Origin of the sequence: Lentibacillus kimchii (assembly GCF_042666895.1) — a bacterium.
GTDB lineage: Bacteria > Bacillota > Bacilli > Bacillales > Amphibacillaceae > Lentibacillus > Lentibacillus kimchii.
Genome location: NZ_JBHTGR010000057.1, coordinates 320,873 through 339,401, shown reverse-complemented (window position 1 = coordinate 339,401; position 18,529 = coordinate 320,873). Strand labels below are relative to the sequence as shown.

The window sequence follows — 18,529 nt, the reverse complement described above, 5'->3', positions numbered from 1 at the left end:
ACACCTTATCTTTAACAATAATAAGTTTAATGCCTTACCATTTAATGCATCAGAGGGCGGTGAAATATCTACTAATTCTAAGTGGATATTAGAAGCAAAGGTAACAACGACAATGATGTATCAAACAACTGCCAAGTCTACAATGGATTGGAAATCTCAGTCTAATTATCTATTGGTAAAGCGTACAATGACACACGATAGTTTTAATTGGCAATCATCAGTTAAACCATTATTACGTAAAACAGCAAAGGCACAATCAACATGGTTATGGAATATTGATACTAAGTCTAAAGAATTTTCAACTATTGACACATTGGCACAATCGGAATGGACTTTAAAATCTAACGAGTTATTAACTTATCTACGTAGATTTGAGCATAAACCACAACAAATAACTAAATCTGCACCTGTATTTATCTATGATAGGAATGAGACGCTACAACTTGTATTATCTGATGATACAATACCTTACAAAAAAGCGGAAGCACCAGAAGAATTAAATGGTGCAGTCACCATTAGTTTAGAGATAATAGCTAATAATCCAGATGTACAGAAAATCGAAAATGAGGGAAGATTAGTTACAAGAGATTCTGACGGTGATCTTAAAGAGTATGTTATACGTAAGGTTAAAGATAAAGATAAAGCTGGTAAGTCAACAAAAGTAATTGAAGGTGAAGGTGGAGAATACGATCTAATAGACGACTTCTTAGAGGCTTATACAGTATCATCAGCCCACCTAAAAGATGCTTTAGAGACTGTGTTACAAGGTACAAGATGGAATGTTGGTCATGTAGATGTATTCAAACAACAACGATCATTAGATCTTAAAAACATGTCTGTACGCAAAGCTGTTACTCAAATTGTCAATAAATTTGACGGTGAAGTTAAGTATCGTATCAATACTAAAGGCAGTCGTATTACAGGACGCTATATAGACGTTTATAAAAGTCGTGGTAAAGCACAGACAAGCCATAGATTTGAAGATGGTGTAGATATTGTATCATCTAGTCGTGAATTAGATTCCACACCTATCAAAACTGCTTTATATGCAAAAGGTAAAGCTGATGCAGATGGCAATAGGCTCACATTTGCAGATGTAGAATGGTCTAAAGATAATGGTGATCCAGTTGACAAACCAAAAGGACAACCATACGTAGGAGATCCCGAAGCTCTACAATTATGGGGCAGAGTACGTAAAGGTGGTAAGCAACATAAGTTTGGATTTTATGATGGACAAGAAGAAGATCCTGCAAGTTTATTGTTTAATGCTTATCAAGAATTACAAAAGAAAATCAGCCTGAACAAAACTTATGATACTGACGTACTTAATCTAGCTAAAATGTTAGGTGTCTCAGTCTATGATATACATTTAGGTGATACCGTAGAGGTAATTAATCGTAGTGTTTATCCAAATATTGTAACTAAAGCTACGATCATTGAATATATACATAATCTTAATGATAAGAGTAAATCGAAAATTAAATTAGGTCATTTTCGTAACGCTCTTGATCTAGCAGGACGAGTTAATGATGTTGAAAAAGACTACAACGAAAATAAGGGTAAATTTGAAAACAAACCTGACAAAATTAAAGAAGAAGTTGAAGCTGATATTGGTGAAGTTGGTGACAACTTAAACCATTTAGAAAAACAACTTAATGATGACCTTGAAGAAACATCAGAACGGCTTGATAAAGCTGAAGACAATTTAGATCAAGCTGAAAAAGAATTAGCTGATACGGTTGAAGATGTTGCTAAAGGCAAGAAACGAATTGATGATGCTGAAGATCAACTTGACCAGCTTGATAAAGACTTGGATAAAGCTAAAGGTAAATTATCATCAGCAGAATCAGACATATCCGACTTAAATGATAATCTATCAGATGCTAACAGAGACATAAGATCAACAAAAAGTGATTTAAATAATCTTGAACATAACTTAACAGATGCAGAAAAACGTATCAATTCAACTGAAAGCAGCATTGACGATCTTGAAAAAGACTTGGCAAACAGAGATGACGACTTTAATGATGTTTACAGTGAATTGAATGACTTAGACCGTGCACTTGATAATAAAGTCACAGTTGGAAATTCAGCCAAAGATATAAACAAGAATAATTCAAGAATACTTGGGAAAAATCTAATTATTAATGGTGATACAACTGTTACTGGAACGATAGGTGCAAAACATGCAACTATTAAAGATATAACAACTGAAAGCATGGAATCAATTGATGCGAAAATTAAGGATGCAACTATTCATGATGCCACAATAACAGGTATCCTGAATGGTAAATTAGCAACAATCAAAGACCTGAAAACACAAAACATGACTGCCATTAATGCAACAATGCGTGACACAACAATATCTGGAACATTAGACGGAAATCATGCAACACTCAAGGATATTGAAACGAAAAACATGAAAGCTGTTGATGCAACAATTGAAGATGCAACAGTTACAGGTGACTTTAATGCAGATGATGCGACATTTAATGATTTAACTGTTCGAGATATGAGGGCGTTTGATGCATTCATCAAAGATGCAACAATCATAGGTGAGTTTAAGGGTAAACTTGCAACAATTAAAGACTTGACTACAAAAAATATGAGAGCACTTAATGCAACGATTAAAGATGCAACCATTGTTGGTGACATTAAAGGCGTTGATGCTAAATTCTTAAATACGACAATTGCTAAAAGTAAAATTCTTGATGCTGACATTAGGAACGCTAAGATCACAGGACGACTTGACGGTGCAACAGGAACGTTTGATGGTACTGTTAAAGCAGGTAATATTGAAGGCGGTGAAATTGAAGGTGTCACAATCAAGACAGGCACAAAATATGATGCAAGAATGAGTGTCACTGAACAAGAAATAACACTGTATCAAGGTGAAGGTTTATTAAGTGAAGAACAAGATAAAATGCACATTGGATTCCGAGCTGAAGACGGAAGCAGAACAAATAAACCTTACATGATCTGGGGTTACGGTAACAATCTCAGCAAAGACAAAATGATAATGGAAAAAGGTTCAAAATATTTCTATATGCGTTACCTTACGAGCAGTGGCACATCAAGAATTAAATTCAACTATAACGGAAGTATTGGACTTGTAGCGAAGGGCACATTACATCTTGATGCAGATGATGGTGTTAATGCTAACACACGGATTCACGCTGAAGGATTTCATGAGAGATCATCACCTGATGTTAAGAAAGATATCAGCAAATATGATGAAGATGCACTTAACATAGTAAATAGTTCACAAGTTTACAGATTTAGATACAATCATGAAGACGAAAACCAAGACTTCAAAATTGGCTTAATGGCTAATGAAGCTAAAGCTGTTAGTGATTCAAATGAATCAAGCATTAGTATCGGCGATAAATCAAGCATACTTTGGAAAGCTGTACAGCAACTTTCAGGCAGAATAGAAACACTTGAAACAAAATTAAACAAATATCAGGAGGCTAATTAATGCAACAAAAGCAAGTAGATGCACAGCAGGTAATTGATAGCTTATCACAACAGGTATCGGAATTAACAAAAGAAAAAGCTATGCTTCAATCATTGGTATCACAATATGAAAATGAAGTTAGTCAATCAGACCAACAAAACCAAACAAATAATCAAGACAACTCATAAATTGGGTTGTCTTTTTTTATGAAATTAAAGGAGGACTAGATATACATATATGTTGGAGGTATTTAAATGTCGGATAACAACAATGATTGGTATTCAAAACGAGAAATTTTTGATCAATTGATATCCATGAAAGACGCTGTAAGTAGTTTAAGAACTGAGATGAAAGAAACACGAGCACTCATGAAACAATACAACGGTCTTAGAGATGAAGTGAATAATACAAGATCAGAAATAGATAAAACACGTAAAAAAATTGATGATGTACAAAATCAAATTGAAAATATTAAAGCCGAACAAAAGGGTAAAAAAACAGTTGGACAAGGTATACGTGATTGGGGTGCAGTTATATTTAGTCTAGTCACTCTAGGTATATTAATATCTAGATTTATAGTTAATTTATAGAAATAAAAGGAGATAATAATATGAAAAAAGCAATTATAAGATTAGTTGTATTAGCTATTTTATTAATTAATCAGATACTTACAACAATAGGATTTGATTCACTACCATTTTCACAAGATCAGATTTATGAAGGTGTATCTAGTGTAGCTACAGTTATTGGCACAATCTGGACTTGGTGGAAAAATAATAACATGACACCTGAAGCACAACACGCTGATAACTGGATGAAAGCACAGAAAAGAAAACATAAACAACAACAAAATAATATGAAAGGAAACGTTTAAAATGAATCTTAATATTGATAAAGATTTCTTAACAGGACTACCAGAAGATACATTTGAAAATGGAAAAGGTAATTATGAAATGGTTGTAGCTCATGAGACAGCCGTAGATGATGATTCAATTGAACGCAATAAAGGGGTTTTTGGTAATAATGGCTGGCAGGACATGTCGGCATATCCACATTTCTTTGTAGACCATACTGGTATATGGCAATGTGCTTCATTAGATTATCAAGCTTGGGGCGCAGGTCAACCTGCTAACAGTATGGCAGTCCATGTAGAGTTATGTAGACGGTCAAATGAAGATGAATTTGAACAGTCTATGAAATATTATACTCAATTAATAGCATGGCTACTCAATAGACGTAATCTAAAATTTAAGCATCTAGGCACATTCTATACGCATCAAGATGTGTCAGAAAATCTAGGTGGAACAAATCATCAAGACCCTGTAGCTTATCTTAAATCGCATGGTGTCTCAGTATCTGATTTGATTGATCAGGTTAAAGCATCAATGGACAGTAAAGATGTATCAGTTAAACATAGTGCATCTAAATCTAATCATCATTCAGACAATAATAATGGTGGTGCTAAAATGGTTAAGCTACCAGCTAGTGCTGATACGTGGAAAACATATAAATTAAATGTACAACCTGTATCTAAGAATAGTGACTGGAGTTTGACACCTGCAAGGTATGATGGACTAGAATATAAAATACTTGATGAGCCTTATAATAATGTCGTTACAATCGACACCAGCAAAGGTAAACGTAATATATACGTAGCTCCTGATACGAATGCAGAGATTGTAAATGGTAATGTATTATCTAATAATAGCAAATCTGGTAATGCAGGTAAGCTGAAAATTGTCGGTGTAAGTAACGCAGCTATTGTTATGGATAGTCCTAATCGTAATAATAGTAATAACTTAGGTACGGCTAGTTTAGGTAGTACATTGCCACTTAATGGATCAGTTAAAGGTAAAAATAGTTCTAGTGGCTATTGGGAAGTTAAATACGATGGTCAGTTAGGTTACATAACAGGTAAATACGGCAAGCAGGTATAATAGGGGTATATTTAGCCCCTATTTTCCTTTTATTTTAACCGTAATCCACACAGATTACACAGATCAAGCTGAGAGATTTTTTGTACTTTCACGACTAATTGGTCTAACTTAATATAAAAAAGTCTTTGAGCATGATCTATGTAACCTATAGATTAATAACAATTATTAATTATTTAATTTTCAGACGGAATTGATAATCCATGTAAGATAAACCAAAATTTTAATATGACATATCAATATTAGACAAGAATATATCATGTATGGTAAAGTTGTCACTACCAGTTAAGAGTGTTGTATATAACGGTTCAACCTTGATATGATAGGCTTATGGTTAATTTAGAAGTTAACCATCCAAGAAGAAAATTAATCAGATGATGCGTCAAATGAACAATCAGCAGCAAGGTAAATAATCGGACTTATTTATATAAGATAATAAGTTGTACAACCCCTGTGCAGGATGTTATAGCAGGGGTTTTAACCCGTATGCTTGTATATCGACAGCGACCATTCCTCTTCAATCAGCAACACAATCTTTAATTGTTTAACGTGAAAATGTTGGATTGTTGTCAAAACCAAGAACATTATGTGCGGTTGTTTTTGGTAAAATGCAAGCAGTTCCTACTGTAAGGGGGGATGGGCATGTCAGAAGAGATTAATGTCTTCATTGCATTCGGTGCAGGCTTTTTGTCGTTTATTTCGCCTTGTGTCCTGCCGTTGTATCCGGCGTTTCTTTCCTATATTACCGGTATGAGTGTTAATGAATTAACCAATGAAAATAAAATGCTGACACGGAAAAGTTTACTGCACACTGCTTTTTTTCTGCTCGGGTTTTCACTTGTGTTTATTATGCTGGGTTTCGGTTCGTCGGCTATTTCCGAGTTTCTTAAAGCGAATCAGGCTGTCATTAGGCAGATTGGTGCCGTTTTAATTGTGTTTTTTGGATTGGTTGTTGTTGGTGTCTTTAATTTCCAATTTCTTATGAAAGACCGGACAATAACCATTAAAAATCGCCCAGCTGGGTATGTAGGTTCCTTTATTATAGGTCTTGCTTTTTCGTTGGGATGGACGCCTTGCATGGGTCCTATTCTGGTCATTGTGATATCGCTGGCGGCATCCAATCCGGATATCGGCATGGTTATGATGCTTAGTTATATACTCGGTTTTTCCATTCCGTTTTTTATCCTGTCATTTTTTGTTGGTAAGATGGCATGGATTAAACGGCACAGTGCAAAGATTGTTAAAATAGGCGGTTATATTATGGTCTTCATGGGCGTCGCTTTGTACTTTGATTGGATGAGAGATCTGACGCGGTTTTTAGCCAGCTTATTTGGCTTTTCTGGATTGTAAGAGCCATTTAGTGAAGCAAATGATGGAAAAGAGGTTTTATCTGACATGTATAAGCCGAATGATTTGATTCTGAGAACAATGACATCACTTATTGCTTTCATATTATTAGGATTTTCAATTTATTTGCTGTTTGCAGGCCATAATTCACCAGGCGGTGGATTTATAGGCGGTTTAATGACATCTGCTGCCATTGTTCTTATGTATATGGCTTATGGCTCCAATATCATGAAAAAGGTATTACCGGTAAACTTTCTTAAAATGGCGCCTCTCGGCCTGTTGATTGCAGCTGTAACAGGGGTGGGATCTTTTCTGTTTAAACAGCCATTTTTATCCCATACATTTGCTGAAGTGCATATACCAGTTATTGGTGAAATGGAACTTGCGACTGCAACAATTTTTGATTTTGGTGTTTATCTGACTGTTCTAGGCGTAACAATCACCATTATTTTGACTATTGCAGACGATCGTTAACCGGCTGTAAATTTAAGTCTCTTTAGATAACTTGTCAAAGCTGAATAATTTGCCTTTAGGAAAGAGTTGATTAATCATGTTTTGGTTAATAGCAAGTACGCTGGTTGCAGCAATGATGGCAACTGCTATGATGGTTCTTCGACTTAAAGCTTCCAAGCAGCCGGCATCCGTTAAAAAAATCATATTGCCGCCGATATTTATGAGTACAGGAGCATTTATGTATCTTGTGCCAGCTTTTCGGCTGGATTTGTCCGAGATTGCTGAAGCACTCATAGTTGGCATTATCTTTTCTGTTTTCCTAATCAAGACATCCAAATTTCAAATAAAAGGTGAACAAATTTATTTGATCCCGTCAAAAGCTTTTGTTTTTGTTTTGATTGGTTTACTATTGGTTAGAATTATTATTAAAGTTATTATAGGCGCAACGATTTCGGTAGGGGAGACGAGCGGCATGTTCTTCCTTTTAGCCTTTGGTATGATTATATCATGGCGTCTGGCTATGCTCTATAAGTATAAAAAGCTGGAAAAGAAACTCAATCAACCTGAGTCGACATAAACATTTAAAAAGGCTGACCCCGTATGGTCAGCCTTTTTAAATGTTTTTGTTATAACGGTTTCGCCAATTTTTAGCGTAGTCAGATCGTGACAGAGGGAATAAATGCTCATACGGAGCAACGTTGATTTCCTTTTCTTTTAATTTTTTCCTTAAAAATTTATGATCACGTTTCGGTGTTGCTAAAATGTACCCTTCAATTAATATGTCAGACGTAATTGTATTGTATTGTTTGGCCAGCGCAACCTCACCAATCTTGCCGACAATCCTATGCCGGGCTACATCGCGGAACAGCTCAGGGACAGGACTGACTAATTCCTCTAATAGCAGTTTTTGATCTTTTCCCCACATATATTTTGTTTCATTGACATAATATGTTTCCCAGTCCATGTTAGAATGACCGTCTTGTTTTGGCAATTGCTTGAGGAATTTGCGGAACATAAAGAACCCGCCGATTCCCATCAGGATAATCAGTAAAAATCCCCATAAAACAATCAGATACTCACCAATAATACCCATATTATCACCTGTTTTTGTTTGTTAATCTGATATATAATATTATTTCCCTTTATATTTTGGTATTTGTAGGATATGATAGGAGTATGCAAATATTCCCATAAAGTGTAAAATTTCTACATTTTTATCTGTACAAAGTTTATATACATACAACTCTTTTATATTACATATTAGCATATTTTCCGTATTTTTGTCATATGAATAACTGACGAAATTCGAGAGAGGAGGCAATAGAATGACTAATCGCTACTACTGGCAATCACCAGGACACCATTCAAGAGACTATCATCATTCGGCATTATCGCCATCACCCATATTCAATAATCTGGCTTCGTTACCTGCACCAATTCTCCAGTGGATTGATCAGAATATGGGTGGGTTCATTACAGTACTTGATCAATACGGTATTATTCGATATATTTCGAAAACCGTTGAGCCGATATTGGGTCTTGCAGCAGAGGATCTGATAGGTACGACATGGCATCAATGGGTTTCGGAGGAAAATGCAACCTATTTAGAAGCAAATGTTGATAAGACACTGCAGGAACAAAAAACGTTTAATCTCGAGCTGCAGACTTGCGAAGGGAAACGTATGTCAACAGCTAACTTGCTGACGTCTGTAAAAGATGATAACCAAAAATTGTTTTATATAGTTGCAACCAAGGATAGGACCGATAAAAAAGAAGCCGAAGATATGATGGTTCACTCAGAAAAAATGTCCGTGGCTGGCCAGCTTTCGGCGGGCATTGCTCATGAAATCCGGAATCCGCTTACATCGCTGAAGGGTTTCCTGCAGCTATTGCAAGCTGGTGTAAAGAACGAAGAAGCGTTTTATCCTATTATGATTGATGAAATTGAAAAGATGGAGACTATCACATCAGAGTTATTGTTTATTTCCAAACCCATGACTGATCAGCAGGAACTACAGAATCTTTCAGAAATGATAGACGATGTTGCAACCCTTTTAAAACCACAGGCAGGGCTGAAAAATATTATTATTCTGCAAGAACAGAATCCAGGAGGCATGATCGAATGTGATCGTTCCCAGATTAAACAAGTGTTTATTAATCTATTTAAAAATGCCATTGAGGCCATGGACAATCCTGGATACATAACTGTAAAGGATCAATCGGATCAGGATAATATTATAATTGATGTTATCGATGAAGGTTCTGGCATACATGAGGATGTCATACATAAACTTGGGGACCCTTTTTTTACAACGAAACAAAATGGGACGGGCCTTGGACTGATGATTACCCAGCAGATTCTCAAAAATCATAATGGACGTCTGGATATTTTCCGAAATAACACTATTGGCAGTACATTTCGCGTCATATTCCAGAAGCTTAATAATAACTAAACGTTTGCAGATAGACTAGTAACTTATAAGGATTGCTTATCAGATATCATAATTTTTTTATATAGGTTTATTTTTCTTAAATCAATTGTCTTATAGATTGATTTCGAGTACGATATATTTAAAGGGATGGAATTGGCAAAATGGTAATGGGAAGGGGTCATCCTTATGAAAATTAATGCTAAAAAGCAGTTTGAGCTTAATGGCAAAACGTATAATTTTTATCAGCTCAAAGCAATTGAAGATGCTCAATTAGGCAGCGTATCCCGTTTGCCTTTCTCAGTTCGCGTGCTGTTGGAGTCACTCATGCGTCAGCAAGACGGGCATGTTATTAAGGACGAACATGTGGAAAGTTTATCTAAATGGGGGGCAGACACCGGTAAGGAAGCTGATGTGCCGTTTAAACCGTCACGAATAATCTTGCAGGATTTTACTGGTGTTCCGGCTGTTGTTGATCTGGCTTCGTTACGCAAAGCCATGGTTGATATGGGCGGTGAACCAGACAAAATCAATCCGGAAGTGCCTGTGGATTTAGTCATTGACCACTCAGTACAAGTGGATCAGTATGGGACACAGAACGCTTTAGCAGCTAATATGGATTTAGAATTTGAACGCAACATGGAACGTTATGAATTTCTGCACTGGGCGCAAAAGGCATTTGATAATTATCGTGCTGTCCCGCCCGCCACCGGAATTGTGCATCAGGTCAACCTGGAGTATATTGCAAACGTTGTTCACGGGATTGAAAATGCAGATGGAACGTATGATGCATTCCCTGATACACTGGTCGGTACTGATTCGCACACAACGATGATTAACGGTTTAGGTGTGCTTGGCTGGGGGGTTGGCGGCATCGAGGCTGAAGCAGGTATGCTTGGCCAGCCATCTTATTTCCCTGCACCGGAAGTGATCGGGGTTAAGTTTACCGGCAGCTTTCCGCAGGGCACCACAGCAACAGATTTGGCATTAAAAGTAACGCAAGTTTTGCGTGAAAAAAATGTGGTCGGAAAGTTTGTGGAGTATTTCGGGCCTGGATTGCAAGATATGCCGCTTGCTGATCGCGCTACAATTTCTAATATGGCTCCTGAATACGGAGCTACATGCGGTTTTTTCCCAGTTGATCAAGAATCACTGAACTATCTTCGCTTAACGGGACGAAGTGAAGAACAGATTGAACTCGTTGAAACATATTGCAAAACAAATGATCTGTGGTATTCGCCTGATCAGGCGGATCCTGAGTACAGTGAGGTTGTGGAAATTAACCTGTCAGAACTTGAACCGAATCTGTCGGGTCCCAAGCGTCCACAGGATTTAATCGCTTTATCCGATATGAAACAATCATTTAATCAAGCTGTTACAGCACCATTAGGCAACCAGGGATTAGGCCTTGATCAATCAGAATTTGCAAAAGAAGCTAAAGTGAATCATCCTGATGGCAAAACGTCGGTTATGAAAACAGGCGCTCTGGCAATTGCGGCCATTACATCGTGTACCAATACGTCAAACCCTTATGTCATGCTTGGTGCCGGACTTCTTGCGAAAGAGGCAGTCAAAAAAGGGTTAAAAGTTCCGGAATATGTCAAGACGTCGCTTGCGCCAGGTTCGAAAGTTGTGACACGGTATCTGGCTGATTCTGGGCTGCAGGAATATTTGAATCAGCTTGGTTTTAATCTGGTGGGTTATGGCTGTACGACATGTATCGGTAACTCCGGTCCGTTGCGCCCGGAAATCGAAGAAGCCATTTCAGAAAAAGATTTAACGGTTTCGTCTGTTCTATCCGGCAATCGGAACTTTGAAGGGCGTATCCATCCGCTTGTTAAAGCTAACTATCTGGCATCACCTCCATTGGTCGTAGCGTACGCACTTGCTGGAACTGTCGATATTGACTTGACAAAAGATCGTCTGGGAACCGATGGTAACGGAGAGCCAATCTATCTGAAAGACATCTGGCCTTCAATGGAGGATATTAAGAGCACGGTCCAAACTGTTGTAAAACCAGAGATCTTCCGCAAAGAATATGAATCTGTTTTTCATTCCAATGAGAAATGGAATAACATTCAAACTACCGATGAACCTTTGTTTGCGTGGGACAGTGAATCCACATATATTCAAAATCCGCCATTTTTTGAAGGATTGCCAGAAGAGGCGGGAAGCGTCAAGCCATTAAATAATCTTAGGGCAATCGGCAAGTTTGGTGATTCTGTTACAACAGACCATATTTCACCTGCCGGCGCTATCCCTAAGGATATGCCTGCTGGTCAGTACCTGCGCTCAAAAGGCGTATCGCCAAGGAACTTCAACTCTTATGGTTCACGCCGGGGGAACCATGAAGTGATGATGCGGGGAACGTTTGCTAATATCCGTATTCGCAATCTGCTGGCCCAGGGACAGGAAGGCGGTTATACGACTTACTGGCCGACTGGTGAACTGATGCCGTTTTATGATGCAGCTATGAAGTATCAGGAAGATGGCACAGATCTGCTTGTGATGGCCGGCAAAGATTATGGCATGGGATCGTCACGTGACTGGGCGGCTAAGGGTACGGATCTTTTAGGCATTAAGACAGTCATTGCAGAAAGTTTTGAACGTATCCACCGTTCCAACCTGGTTATGATGGGTGTCCTCCCATTACAATTTGAACAGGGTGACAGCGCTGATAAACTTGGCCTTACAGGCAAAGAAACGTTTAATGTTGAAGTTGATGAAAATGTCAAACCGCACGATCGCATTAAGGTCACGGCTATTGATGAAGCTGATAACAAAACTGAGTTTCATGTTATTGCGCGTTTCGATAGTGATGTGGAAGTTGATTACTATCGTCACGGGGGTATTCTGCAGATGGTATTGCGGAATAAGCTGCAATCAGATAGCATTGCCCAATAAGCGGTCATTAGAAAAGGCCAATACACCTGATATTTCTGGTGTATTGGCCTTTTTAATTTCTGAATGAATGACAAGTTTTGGCCATTCTGTCTTAATCTTTAATGCCTGCCATCTTCTGAATAAATTTTTATAAAAATGGCAACACTATTCTTAATATATGCTTTTTAACATTCAATAAAGCTTTAAGAGGAGTGGTATCAATGGCTTTAAAAAGACAATTATCCTTTGATGAACTTGTACAGGAAAATCGTCAGCAAATGTTGCAGGATGAATCAGTGCTTGAGAAGATCGAGCAAAATATGAAAGCGAACGTGAATCCCCCAATCGATGAAAGAGCGCCTGATTAGGAGCAAAAATGGCGTTTTTGTCTGTATACATATTTCCTGGGTTTTCGTAAAAAATTGAAAACGTGACATGTGGTCTTACTAACCCTGGAACAGGAGCAATTATGATGGACAAATACCCGCATAAGGACTACATGCTTGCCTCAGGTCATGCTTTAATGGCTTGGGGCTTTTAACACTTACGGGCAAAGCGCTTGATTCCTGTTTTAAAGTGATATGTGGTAATATGGCTTTAGACATCATAAAAGGGGGAAACAAGATTGCATAAAACAAATACGCCAATCGAGGTAAGATACCAGGAAACTGATCAAATGGGTGTCGTTTACCATGCTAATTACCTCATCTGGTTTGAAATTGGCCGCACCAAATATATCGAGAGTCTCGGCTTTACTTATATGGATATGGAAAACAATCATATTGTATCCCCGGTCACTGATGCGCAGGTTCAATTTAAACAGCCCGTTCGCTACGGTGAAGAAGCAGCTGTTGAAACATGGCTGGATGCTTACGATGGTGTTCGAACGGTTTATGGTTATCGAATTGTGAAGGAAAATGGTGAGACAGCTGTTACTGGAACAACCACACATGTGATTGTACATAAGGTATCCTTCCGTCCAATGCCATTGCGTAAGGCTTATCCTGAATGGCATCAAGCTTATTTAAAGCAATTGAACGGTGAAGCGTGATGGCATTTGGTATTAACAGACAGGAATTAAACAAGTGGAAAACAGCTGTTTCGCAGGATACGGTCAGCTTTTTAACGCATTACTGGATCGATGAACGATTTCCCGGCTGTGATACAGTTACAAAAGCCGGCTGCCGTGATATAGACAAACTGACAGCCTGGGGGAACCAGTATGGTTTACGGGCTGAGTGGATTGATATGGATGATGCTTATCCGCATTTTGATCTTTTTGGGGATAAGCAGGCATTTATCCTGCGGCAGGAAGCACAGTGGGACCAAATTAAACGCTTTAAATTATAGTAAAAGGCGCTGACATCAATCAGCGCCTTTTACTATTTTTCGTCCTTTTCCGGTACAGGATCAAGTCCGCCTGCGTGAAACGGATGGCATTTACTGATACGCTTGATGGTCAGATAGCCGCCTTTAAAGAAGCCAAAACGCTGAAAAGCCTCTAATCCGTATTGAGAACATGTCGGAAAAAAACGGCACGTTGGGGGCTTAATAGGACTGATAACTTTACGGTAAAACGTTATCAGTCCGATCGCAATATTTTTCATAGGCGATCAGCTTTGGCTCTGTTTGTCGAATGATACTGATGCAATGGCATCATGCATATGAATTGATTCTTCGTTGCGGCATTGAATTTGAAACCGGTTGACAAACGGCATTTCATATAAATCTGCAGCTACAAGACGTGCCAAATCCTCAACAAAACGTGGATTTTCATAGGCTTGTTCGGTTACCGTCTTTTCATCAGGCCGTTTGAGGACGGGGTGCAGTCTGGCACTGGCGTTGCTTTCTGCCGCTTCCAGAAGCTGTTCTTTCCAATCGATTGATGTTTCATCAAAGTCTTCTGCGAGTGATACAGTCATGCTTACTTCTCCGCGCTGATTGTGTGCGCCGTATTCACTAATTTCTTTAGAACACGGGCAGAGTGTCGTAACAAACGGTGCAAGGGAAACATCAATGGTATGGCCTGAGACGGCATCATAGTGTACCCGGATTGATGCGTCTGCATGATTCATGCCAGTGAGGCCTGATTGAGGACCGCGGCGTTCATAATACCAGGGAAAACTCACTTTTATCTCAGCATCATTTTGATCCAGACGTATTGCCAAGTCTCTTGCAAAATGCTTGAGCGTTTCGATATTAATACTGAAGCCACTCTCCTGAAGTGTCTGCAGCTGTTCTGTGAAACGGCTCATGTTCGTTCCCTTGCTGGATTTATCTATAGCTGAGGAAAACTCGAATGAAGCGATTGTTGTTTGGGTTTCCGGTTCCAGATTACTGGCAATGGTGATTGGGTGCTGTACATTCGCAATCCCGACAGCATCAAGGTCAAATAAAAAGTCTTTTTTTGTATTCTGTACATCAGTCATGCCGCTTTTTTCGTTTGGTTTTGTTCTGGGACCGGGCTCGACAGAACCAAATAGTTTATGACGCTGTGCTTTATCCGGCAGCTGTTTTTGAGCAAATTGTCTAGCTTTATCCATAACGATCTGTGACCCCTTCCAATTCGTAACTAAATTACAATATCAGTATACTAAACAAATGAAGCAGGATTCAATTTATCGGCTTTATCATTACATCCAGGTAATTTTCGGTTCCGTTTTATTTTTAATGCGTTTAATGTTTTCCCAGTGGCGATAAAACACAAAAACAGTTACAATGGCTGTGACGATGAACAAAGTCCAGTCGTGAAAGGCAGCGGAAGCAATAGTGGCGATAATGCCAGTAAGCATTGATGCCAGGGAAACATATTTAGAAATATATAAAGTTACAAGAAACGATCCCACCATAATAGCAAATAAAATTGGATTTATACCAAGGAAAATACCGCCGGATGTAGCAACGGCTTTTCCGCCTTTGAATCTGGCAAACAACGGATATGTATGGCCAAGCACCGCGAATAAGCCCACTCCCAGGCGAAATATCCCGGCATCGAACACTAACGGGAGTGCTGTTGCAATCGTACCTTTTAGAATATCAGCTGTTACGACAATAATTCCGGCTTTTATACCCAGGATTCGGAACGTGTTGGTAGCACCAAGATTGCCGCTCCCGTGCTGTCGGATGTCCAGATTGTAGCCCAGTTTCCCCACAATAATGCCAGAGGGTATGGACCCTAATAAGTAAGCGATAACAGCGTAAGCCAGAAATTCCATAGCAAACCTACTTTCCAAGTAATAATAACTCCAGACTATTTTACCACGAAGTCATGATACATAGAACCATTAATACGTCATAGATTCAAAATATTTCAGACAAAGACACAAAAAATTGTGCTATAATGATAAGAAAACTCTCTGAAGGAGAAATCTATGATTCAATTTGAGGATGTGCAAAAAGTTTATTCGGATGGCACGCAGGCACTTAATCATTTTTCCCTAAAAATAAATGATGGTGAACTGATGACGCTTATTGGCCCGAGCGGATGCGGCAAAACAACAGCGATGAAGATGATTAACCGTTTGAAGGAACCGTCATCAGGAAAAATATACATAAACGACGCGCCCGTAGAGGATTATCATATTCATGAACTCAGGTGGAATATTGGGTATGTGCTTCAGGAAATCGCCCTATTTCCGCATATGACGATTGAGGAAAATATCGCTGTTGTACCAGAAATGAAAAAATGGAGGCAGTCATCCATTCGGCAGCGAACAGCTGAACTGCTGGACATGGCTGGGCTGGATCCGTCTGTGTACAAACAACGCAAACCAAGTGAACTGTCCGGTGGTGAACAACAGCGTGCAGGAGTCATTCGTGCTCTGGCTGCTGACCCGGATATTATTTTAATGGACGAGCCATTCAGTGCTCTTGACCCAATCAGCCGTGAACAGCTGCAGCAGGATATCCGGCAAATACAGCAGGAAATTCAGAAAACGATTGTCTTTGTAACGCATGATATGGATGAAGCTCTGGCGCTCGGTGACCGAGTCTGTCTGATGAAAGAAGGGCAGGTGGTCCAGGTTGACACACCGCAGCAGCTGGTTCTTAATCCTCAGACCGATTTTGTGAAAACCTTTATTGGTGAACGCAAATCGCCATGGCAAACAGCGATTGATGTCATTGCCGATCGATCGGGGAACCATTCGATAACTGTTGCAGCATATGAAAACAGCGACTTTCCGCAAAAAGGAACCTATATCATATATGATACGGCTGATCAGTTTGCTGGTGCTGTCATCGATGGTCAGACAGTGAATACGATTTTAACATTGGAAAATAATATGACTCTGGATCAGGCGGCTGTAAAACTGCAGGAAAATCGGCAATCGGTATATCCCGTCCTGAAAGGCAGTGAGCTTATCGGCACCTTAACCTACTCTGATATCGTGGCATTTCTGAAACATGAAACCGCGAGAAAAGATGGGGTGGTCCGGTCATGAAAGATTTTCTTTCGGTTTTTCGCAACAGACAGGATATGCTTTTAGAGACGATCTGGGAACACCTGCAAATATCACTATTATCACTTATTATTGCCATTGTCATTGCTGTGCCGCTGGGATTGATTCTTACCCGGTATCACCGGATTGCGGAACCCATAATTGGGCTGTCAGCCATCTTGCAGACAATTCCCAGTCTGGCGGTCCTGGCGTTCTTAATTCCGTTTTTTGGAATAGGAACGACACCTGCTATCATAGCGTTAACGATCTATGGGCTGCTTCCGATTTTACGCAACACATATACGGGTATTCAAGAAGTGGATCCCGCGTTAAAAGAGGCAGCAACCGGTATGGGGATGAACTCATTTAAACGGCTGACAAAAGTAGAACTGCCGCTTGCCATGCCGGTAATTATGGCAGGCATCCGGACCTCTATGGTATTGATTGTCGGGACAACGACGCTCGCGGCACTTATTGGTGCGGGCGGTCTCGGTGAACTTATCCTGCTTGGAATTGACCGCGGTGCCGATCTGAATCTCATTTTGCTCGGCGCTATTCCAGCTGCTCTTTTGGCTATATTGCTTGATGTTATTTTGCGCGGCGTTGAACGCATTTCCAAAAGAGCGGGTTTTAAATCATTTATTATTATGCTTACTGTAGCTGGTTTAATTGTAGCTGCACCGTTTTTCTATTCACCTGCCAAACAGGCAGATATTACGATAGGCGGAAAACTTGGTGCGGAACCGGCTATTTTAATTAACATGTATAAACTGCTGATTGAAGACGAAACAGACTTAACAGTTGATTTAGAACCCGGTTTGGGAAAAACAGCCTTTGTTTTCAGTGCTCTTAAAAATAACAGTATTGATATTTATCCGGAATTTACAGGTACCGCTATTGTCACTCACCTGGAACAAGAACCGGCCAGTAATGACAAAAAGGAAGTGTATGAGCAAGCTAAGAAGGGTATGGAAGAGCAATACAATATGACACTGCTAAAACCAATGACCTATAATAACACATATGCGGTTGCAACAACTCAGGAATTGGCTAAAACGCATAATCTTGAATCTATCGGAGACTTGAAAAAGGTGGAAAGTAATATAACAGCCGGTTTTACTTTGGAATTTAACGATCGTTATGATGGCTATACAGGCATGCAGGATGTTTATAATCTTGCTATCAGTGATGTCCAGACTCTGGAACCAGGCATTCGACAGGAAGCGCTGAAGAATGGTGAAGTTGATGTGATTAATGCCTATGCTACCGACAGTTATATGGTTGATATGGATTTGACGATCCTTGACGATCCGAAAAATCTATTTCCCCCTTACCAGGGCGCCCCGTTATTACGTGATGAAACGCTGAAGAAACATCCGAAGCTTGCTGACGTTCTGAATAAACTGGGCGGACGTATGACAGATAATGAAATGCGTCAGCTGAATTACCGTGTGGATTATGAAGATAAGGACCCGGCTGATGTTGCCCGTGACTATTTGACTCAAGAAGATTTGCTGGACGATTAACGGCAGCTAGAGCGCATGGTGTGGGCTTAATGAGCATTTCGGCATAGCTGAAATGCCCGTT

19 protein-coding genes are annotated in these 18,529 nt (G+C 39.4%); 15 read left to right on the top strand and 4 right to left on the bottom strand.

From position 1 onward, the window contains the following. Window positions 1-112: 112 nt before the first annotated feature. The 8 genes from ACFQU8_RS14080 (at window position 113) to ACFQU8_RS14045 (ending at window position 7,768) form a co-directional block, all read left to right on the top strand. Window positions 113-3,478, top strand: coding sequence for a phage tail protein (locus ACFQU8_RS14080; protein ID WP_382361603.1), 3,366 nt, complete (start codon window positions 113-115; stop codon window positions 3,476-3,478). After that, window positions 3,478-3,645 carry a hypothetical protein gene (locus tag ACFQU8_RS14075; protein WP_382361600.1) on the top strand — a complete coding sequence of 56 codons (168 nt, stop codon included), beginning with the start codon at window positions 3,478-3,480 and terminating at the stop codon, window positions 3,643-3,645. Before ACFQU8_RS14080 ends, ACFQU8_RS14075 begins: the two co-directional genes overlap by 1 nt. Before the next feature lie 66 nt (window positions 3,646-3,711). Further along, a complete protein-coding gene (locus ACFQU8_RS14070; RefSeq protein WP_382361597.1) occupies window positions 3,712-4,047 on the top strand; it encodes a hypothetical protein in 336 nt (111 codons plus the stop codon). Between the two features lie 20 nt (window positions 4,048-4,067). After that, window positions 4,068-4,331: a phage holin gene (locus ACFQU8_RS14065; RefSeq protein ID WP_382361594.1), complete on the top strand. Its 264-nt coding sequence runs from the start codon at window positions 4,068-4,070 to the stop codon at window positions 4,329-4,331. Between the two features lies 1 nt (window position 4,332). Beyond that, a complete protein-coding gene (locus tag ACFQU8_RS14060) occupies window positions 4,333-5,394 on the top strand; it encodes a peptidoglycan recognition protein family protein (protein ID WP_382361591.1) in 1,062 nt (353 codons plus the stop codon). A 639-nt stretch (window positions 5,395-6,033) separates the two neighbouring features. Next, the gene (locus ACFQU8_RS14055) at window positions 6,034-6,741 is read left to right on the top strand and encodes a cytochrome c biogenesis CcdA family protein (protein ID WP_382361588.1); all 708 of its coding nucleotides are present in this window, start codon (window positions 6,034-6,036) and stop codon (window positions 6,739-6,741) included. Window positions 6,742-6,786: 45 nt separating this feature from the next. Further along, entirely contained in the window at window positions 6,787-7,212 is a 426-nt protein-coding gene (locus ACFQU8_RS14050; protein WP_382361585.1) for a Na(+)/H(+) antiporter subunit B, read from the top strand. 76 nt (window positions 7,213-7,288) lie between these two features. After that, a complete protein-coding gene (locus ACFQU8_RS14045; protein WP_382361582.1) occupies window positions 7,289-7,768 on the top strand; it encodes a CcdC family protein in 480 nt (159 codons plus the stop codon). A gap of 36 nt (window positions 7,769-7,804) precedes the next feature. On the opposite strand, the gene ACFQU8_RS14040 is transcribed toward ACFQU8_RS14045, so the two are convergent. Then, complete coding sequence (locus ACFQU8_RS14040) at window positions 7,805-8,284, bottom strand: DUF2621 family protein (protein WP_382361579.1); 480 nt, start codon at window positions 8,282-8,284, stop codon at window positions 7,805-7,807. 232 nt (window positions 8,285-8,516) lie between these two features. On the opposite strand from ACFQU8_RS14040, the gene ACFQU8_RS14035 reads away from it, so the two are divergent. The 5 genes from ACFQU8_RS14035 (at window position 8,517) to ACFQU8_RS14015 (ending at window position 13,853) form a co-directional block, all read left to right on the top strand. Next, window positions 8,517-9,644, top strand: a complete 1,128-nt coding sequence (locus tag ACFQU8_RS14035) for an ATP-binding protein (protein WP_382361576.1) — start codon at window positions 8,517-8,519, stop codon at window positions 9,642-9,644. A gap of 165 nt (window positions 9,645-9,809) precedes the next feature. Beyond that, window positions 9,810-12,524 carry an aconitate hydratase AcnA gene (acnA, locus tag ACFQU8_RS14030; RefSeq protein ID WP_382361573.1) on the top strand — a complete coding sequence of 905 codons (2,715 nt, stop codon included), beginning with the start codon at window positions 9,810-9,812 and terminating at the stop codon, window positions 12,522-12,524. A gap of 200 nt (window positions 12,525-12,724) precedes the next feature. Further along, complete coding sequence (locus ACFQU8_RS14025) at window positions 12,725-12,871, top strand: FbpB family small basic protein (protein WP_382361570.1); 147 nt, start codon at window positions 12,725-12,727, stop codon at window positions 12,869-12,871. Window positions 12,872-13,128: 257 nt separating this feature from the next. After that, the gene (locus tag ACFQU8_RS14020) at window positions 13,129-13,554 is read left to right on the top strand and encodes an acyl-CoA thioesterase (protein ID WP_382361567.1); all 426 of its coding nucleotides are present in this window, start codon (window positions 13,129-13,131) and stop codon (window positions 13,552-13,554) included. Next, window positions 13,554-13,853: a hypothetical protein gene (locus tag ACFQU8_RS14015; RefSeq protein WP_382361564.1), complete on the top strand. Its 300-nt coding sequence runs from the start codon at window positions 13,554-13,556 to the stop codon at window positions 13,851-13,853. The genes ACFQU8_RS14020 and ACFQU8_RS14015 overlap by 1 nt, the downstream gene beginning before the upstream one ends. A 32-nt stretch (window positions 13,854-13,885) precedes the next feature. Here the strand turns inward: ACFQU8_RS14015 and yidD are convergent, their stop codons facing one another. The 3 genes from yidD to plsY form a co-directional block, all read right to left on the bottom strand. Continuing rightward, window positions 13,886-14,110: a membrane protein insertion efficiency factor YidD gene (gene yidD / locus ACFQU8_RS14010; RefSeq protein WP_382361561.1), complete on the bottom strand. Its 225-nt coding sequence runs from the start codon at window positions 14,108-14,110 to the stop codon at window positions 13,886-13,888. 6 nt (window positions 14,111-14,116) lie between these two features. Then, the gene (folE2, locus tag ACFQU8_RS14005) at window positions 14,117-15,046 is read right to left on the bottom strand and encodes a GTP cyclohydrolase FolE2 (RefSeq protein WP_382361558.1); all 930 of its coding nucleotides are present in this window, start codon (window positions 15,044-15,046) and stop codon (window positions 14,117-14,119) included. 90 nt (window positions 15,047-15,136) lie between these two features. Further along, a complete protein-coding gene (gene plsY / locus ACFQU8_RS14000; protein ID WP_382361715.1) occupies window positions 15,137-15,718 on the bottom strand; it encodes a glycerol-3-phosphate 1-O-acyltransferase PlsY in 582 nt (193 codons plus the stop codon). Between the two features lie 156 nt (window positions 15,719-15,874). Here plsY and ACFQU8_RS13995 point away from each other — a divergent pair, with 156 nt between their 5' ends. Together ACFQU8_RS13995 and ACFQU8_RS13990 are read left to right on the top strand one after the other, a co-directional pair. After that, the gene (locus ACFQU8_RS13995; RefSeq protein ID WP_382361555.1) at window positions 15,875-16,945 is read left to right on the top strand and encodes an ABC transporter ATP-binding protein; all 1,071 of its coding nucleotides are present in this window, start codon (window positions 15,875-15,877) and stop codon (window positions 16,943-16,945) included. Next, window positions 16,942-18,468, top strand: coding sequence for an ABC transporter permease/substrate-binding protein (locus ACFQU8_RS13990; protein ID WP_382361552.1), 1,527 nt, complete (start codon window positions 16,942-16,944; stop codon window positions 18,466-18,468). Before ACFQU8_RS13995 ends, ACFQU8_RS13990 begins: the two co-directional genes overlap by 4 nt. Window positions 18,469-18,529 lie beyond the last annotated feature (61 nt).

What these genes read in the sequence shown, in the direction of transcription:
- ACFQU8_RS14080 (WP_382361603.1), top strand. Translation starts at nt 113, where the DNA reads ATGATGTATCAAACAACTGCCAAGTCTACAATGGATTGGAAATCTCAG.
- ACFQU8_RS14075 (WP_382361600.1), top strand. Translation starts at nt 3,478, where the DNA reads ATGCAACAAAAGCAAGTAGATGCACAGCAGGTAATTGATAGCTTATCA.
- ACFQU8_RS14070 (WP_382361597.1), top strand. Translation starts at nt 3,712, where the DNA reads ATGTCGGATAACAACAATGATTGGTATTCAAAACGAGAAATTTTTGAT.
- ACFQU8_RS14065 (WP_382361594.1), top strand. Translation starts at nt 4,068, where the DNA reads ATGAAAAAAGCAATTATAAGATTAGTTGTATTAGCTATTTTATTAATT.
- ACFQU8_RS14060 (WP_382361591.1), top strand. Translation starts at nt 4,333, where the DNA reads ATGAATCTTAATATTGATAAAGATTTCTTAACAGGACTACCAGAAGAT.
- ACFQU8_RS14055 (WP_382361588.1), top strand. Translation starts at nt 6,034, where the DNA reads ATGTCAGAAGAGATTAATGTCTTCATTGCATTCGGTGCAGGCTTTTTG.
- ACFQU8_RS14050 (WP_382361585.1), top strand. Translation starts at nt 6,787, where the DNA reads ATGTATAAGCCGAATGATTTGATTCTGAGAACAATGACATCACTTATT.
- ACFQU8_RS14045 (WP_382361582.1), top strand. Translation starts at nt 7,289, where the DNA reads ATGTTTTGGTTAATAGCAAGTACGCTGGTTGCAGCAATGATGGCAACT.
- ACFQU8_RS14040 (WP_382361579.1), bottom strand. Translation starts at nt 8,284, where the DNA reads ATGGGTATTATTGGTGAGTATCTGATTGTTTTATGGGGATTTTTACTG.
- ACFQU8_RS14035 (WP_382361576.1), top strand. Translation starts at nt 8,517, where the DNA reads ATGACTAATCGCTACTACTGGCAATCACCAGGACACCATTCAAGAGAC.
- acnA (WP_382361573.1), top strand. Translation starts at nt 9,810, where the DNA reads ATGAAAATTAATGCTAAAAAGCAGTTTGAGCTTAATGGCAAAACGTAT.
- ACFQU8_RS14025 (WP_382361570.1), top strand. Translation starts at nt 12,725, where the DNA reads ATGGCTTTAAAAAGACAATTATCCTTTGATGAACTTGTACAGGAAAAT.
- ACFQU8_RS14015 (WP_382361564.1), top strand. Translation starts at nt 13,554, where the DNA reads ATGGCATTTGGTATTAACAGACAGGAATTAAACAAGTGGAAAACAGCT.
- yidD (WP_382361561.1), bottom strand. Translation starts at nt 14,110, where the DNA reads ATGAAAAATATTGCGATCGGACTGATAACGTTTTACCGTAAAGTTATC.
- folE2 (WP_382361558.1), bottom strand. Translation starts at nt 15,046, where the DNA reads ATGGATAAAGCTAGACAATTTGCTCAAAAACAGCTGCCGGATAAAGCA.
- plsY (WP_382361715.1), bottom strand. Translation starts at nt 15,718, where the DNA reads ATGGAATTTCTGGCTTACGCTGTTATCGCTTACTTATTAGGGTCCATA.
- ACFQU8_RS13995 (WP_382361555.1), top strand. Translation starts at nt 15,875, where the DNA reads ATGATTCAATTTGAGGATGTGCAAAAAGTTTATTCGGATGGCACGCAG.
- ACFQU8_RS13990 (WP_382361552.1), top strand. Translation starts at nt 16,942, where the DNA reads ATGAAAGATTTTCTTTCGGTTTTTCGCAACAGACAGGATATGCTTTTA.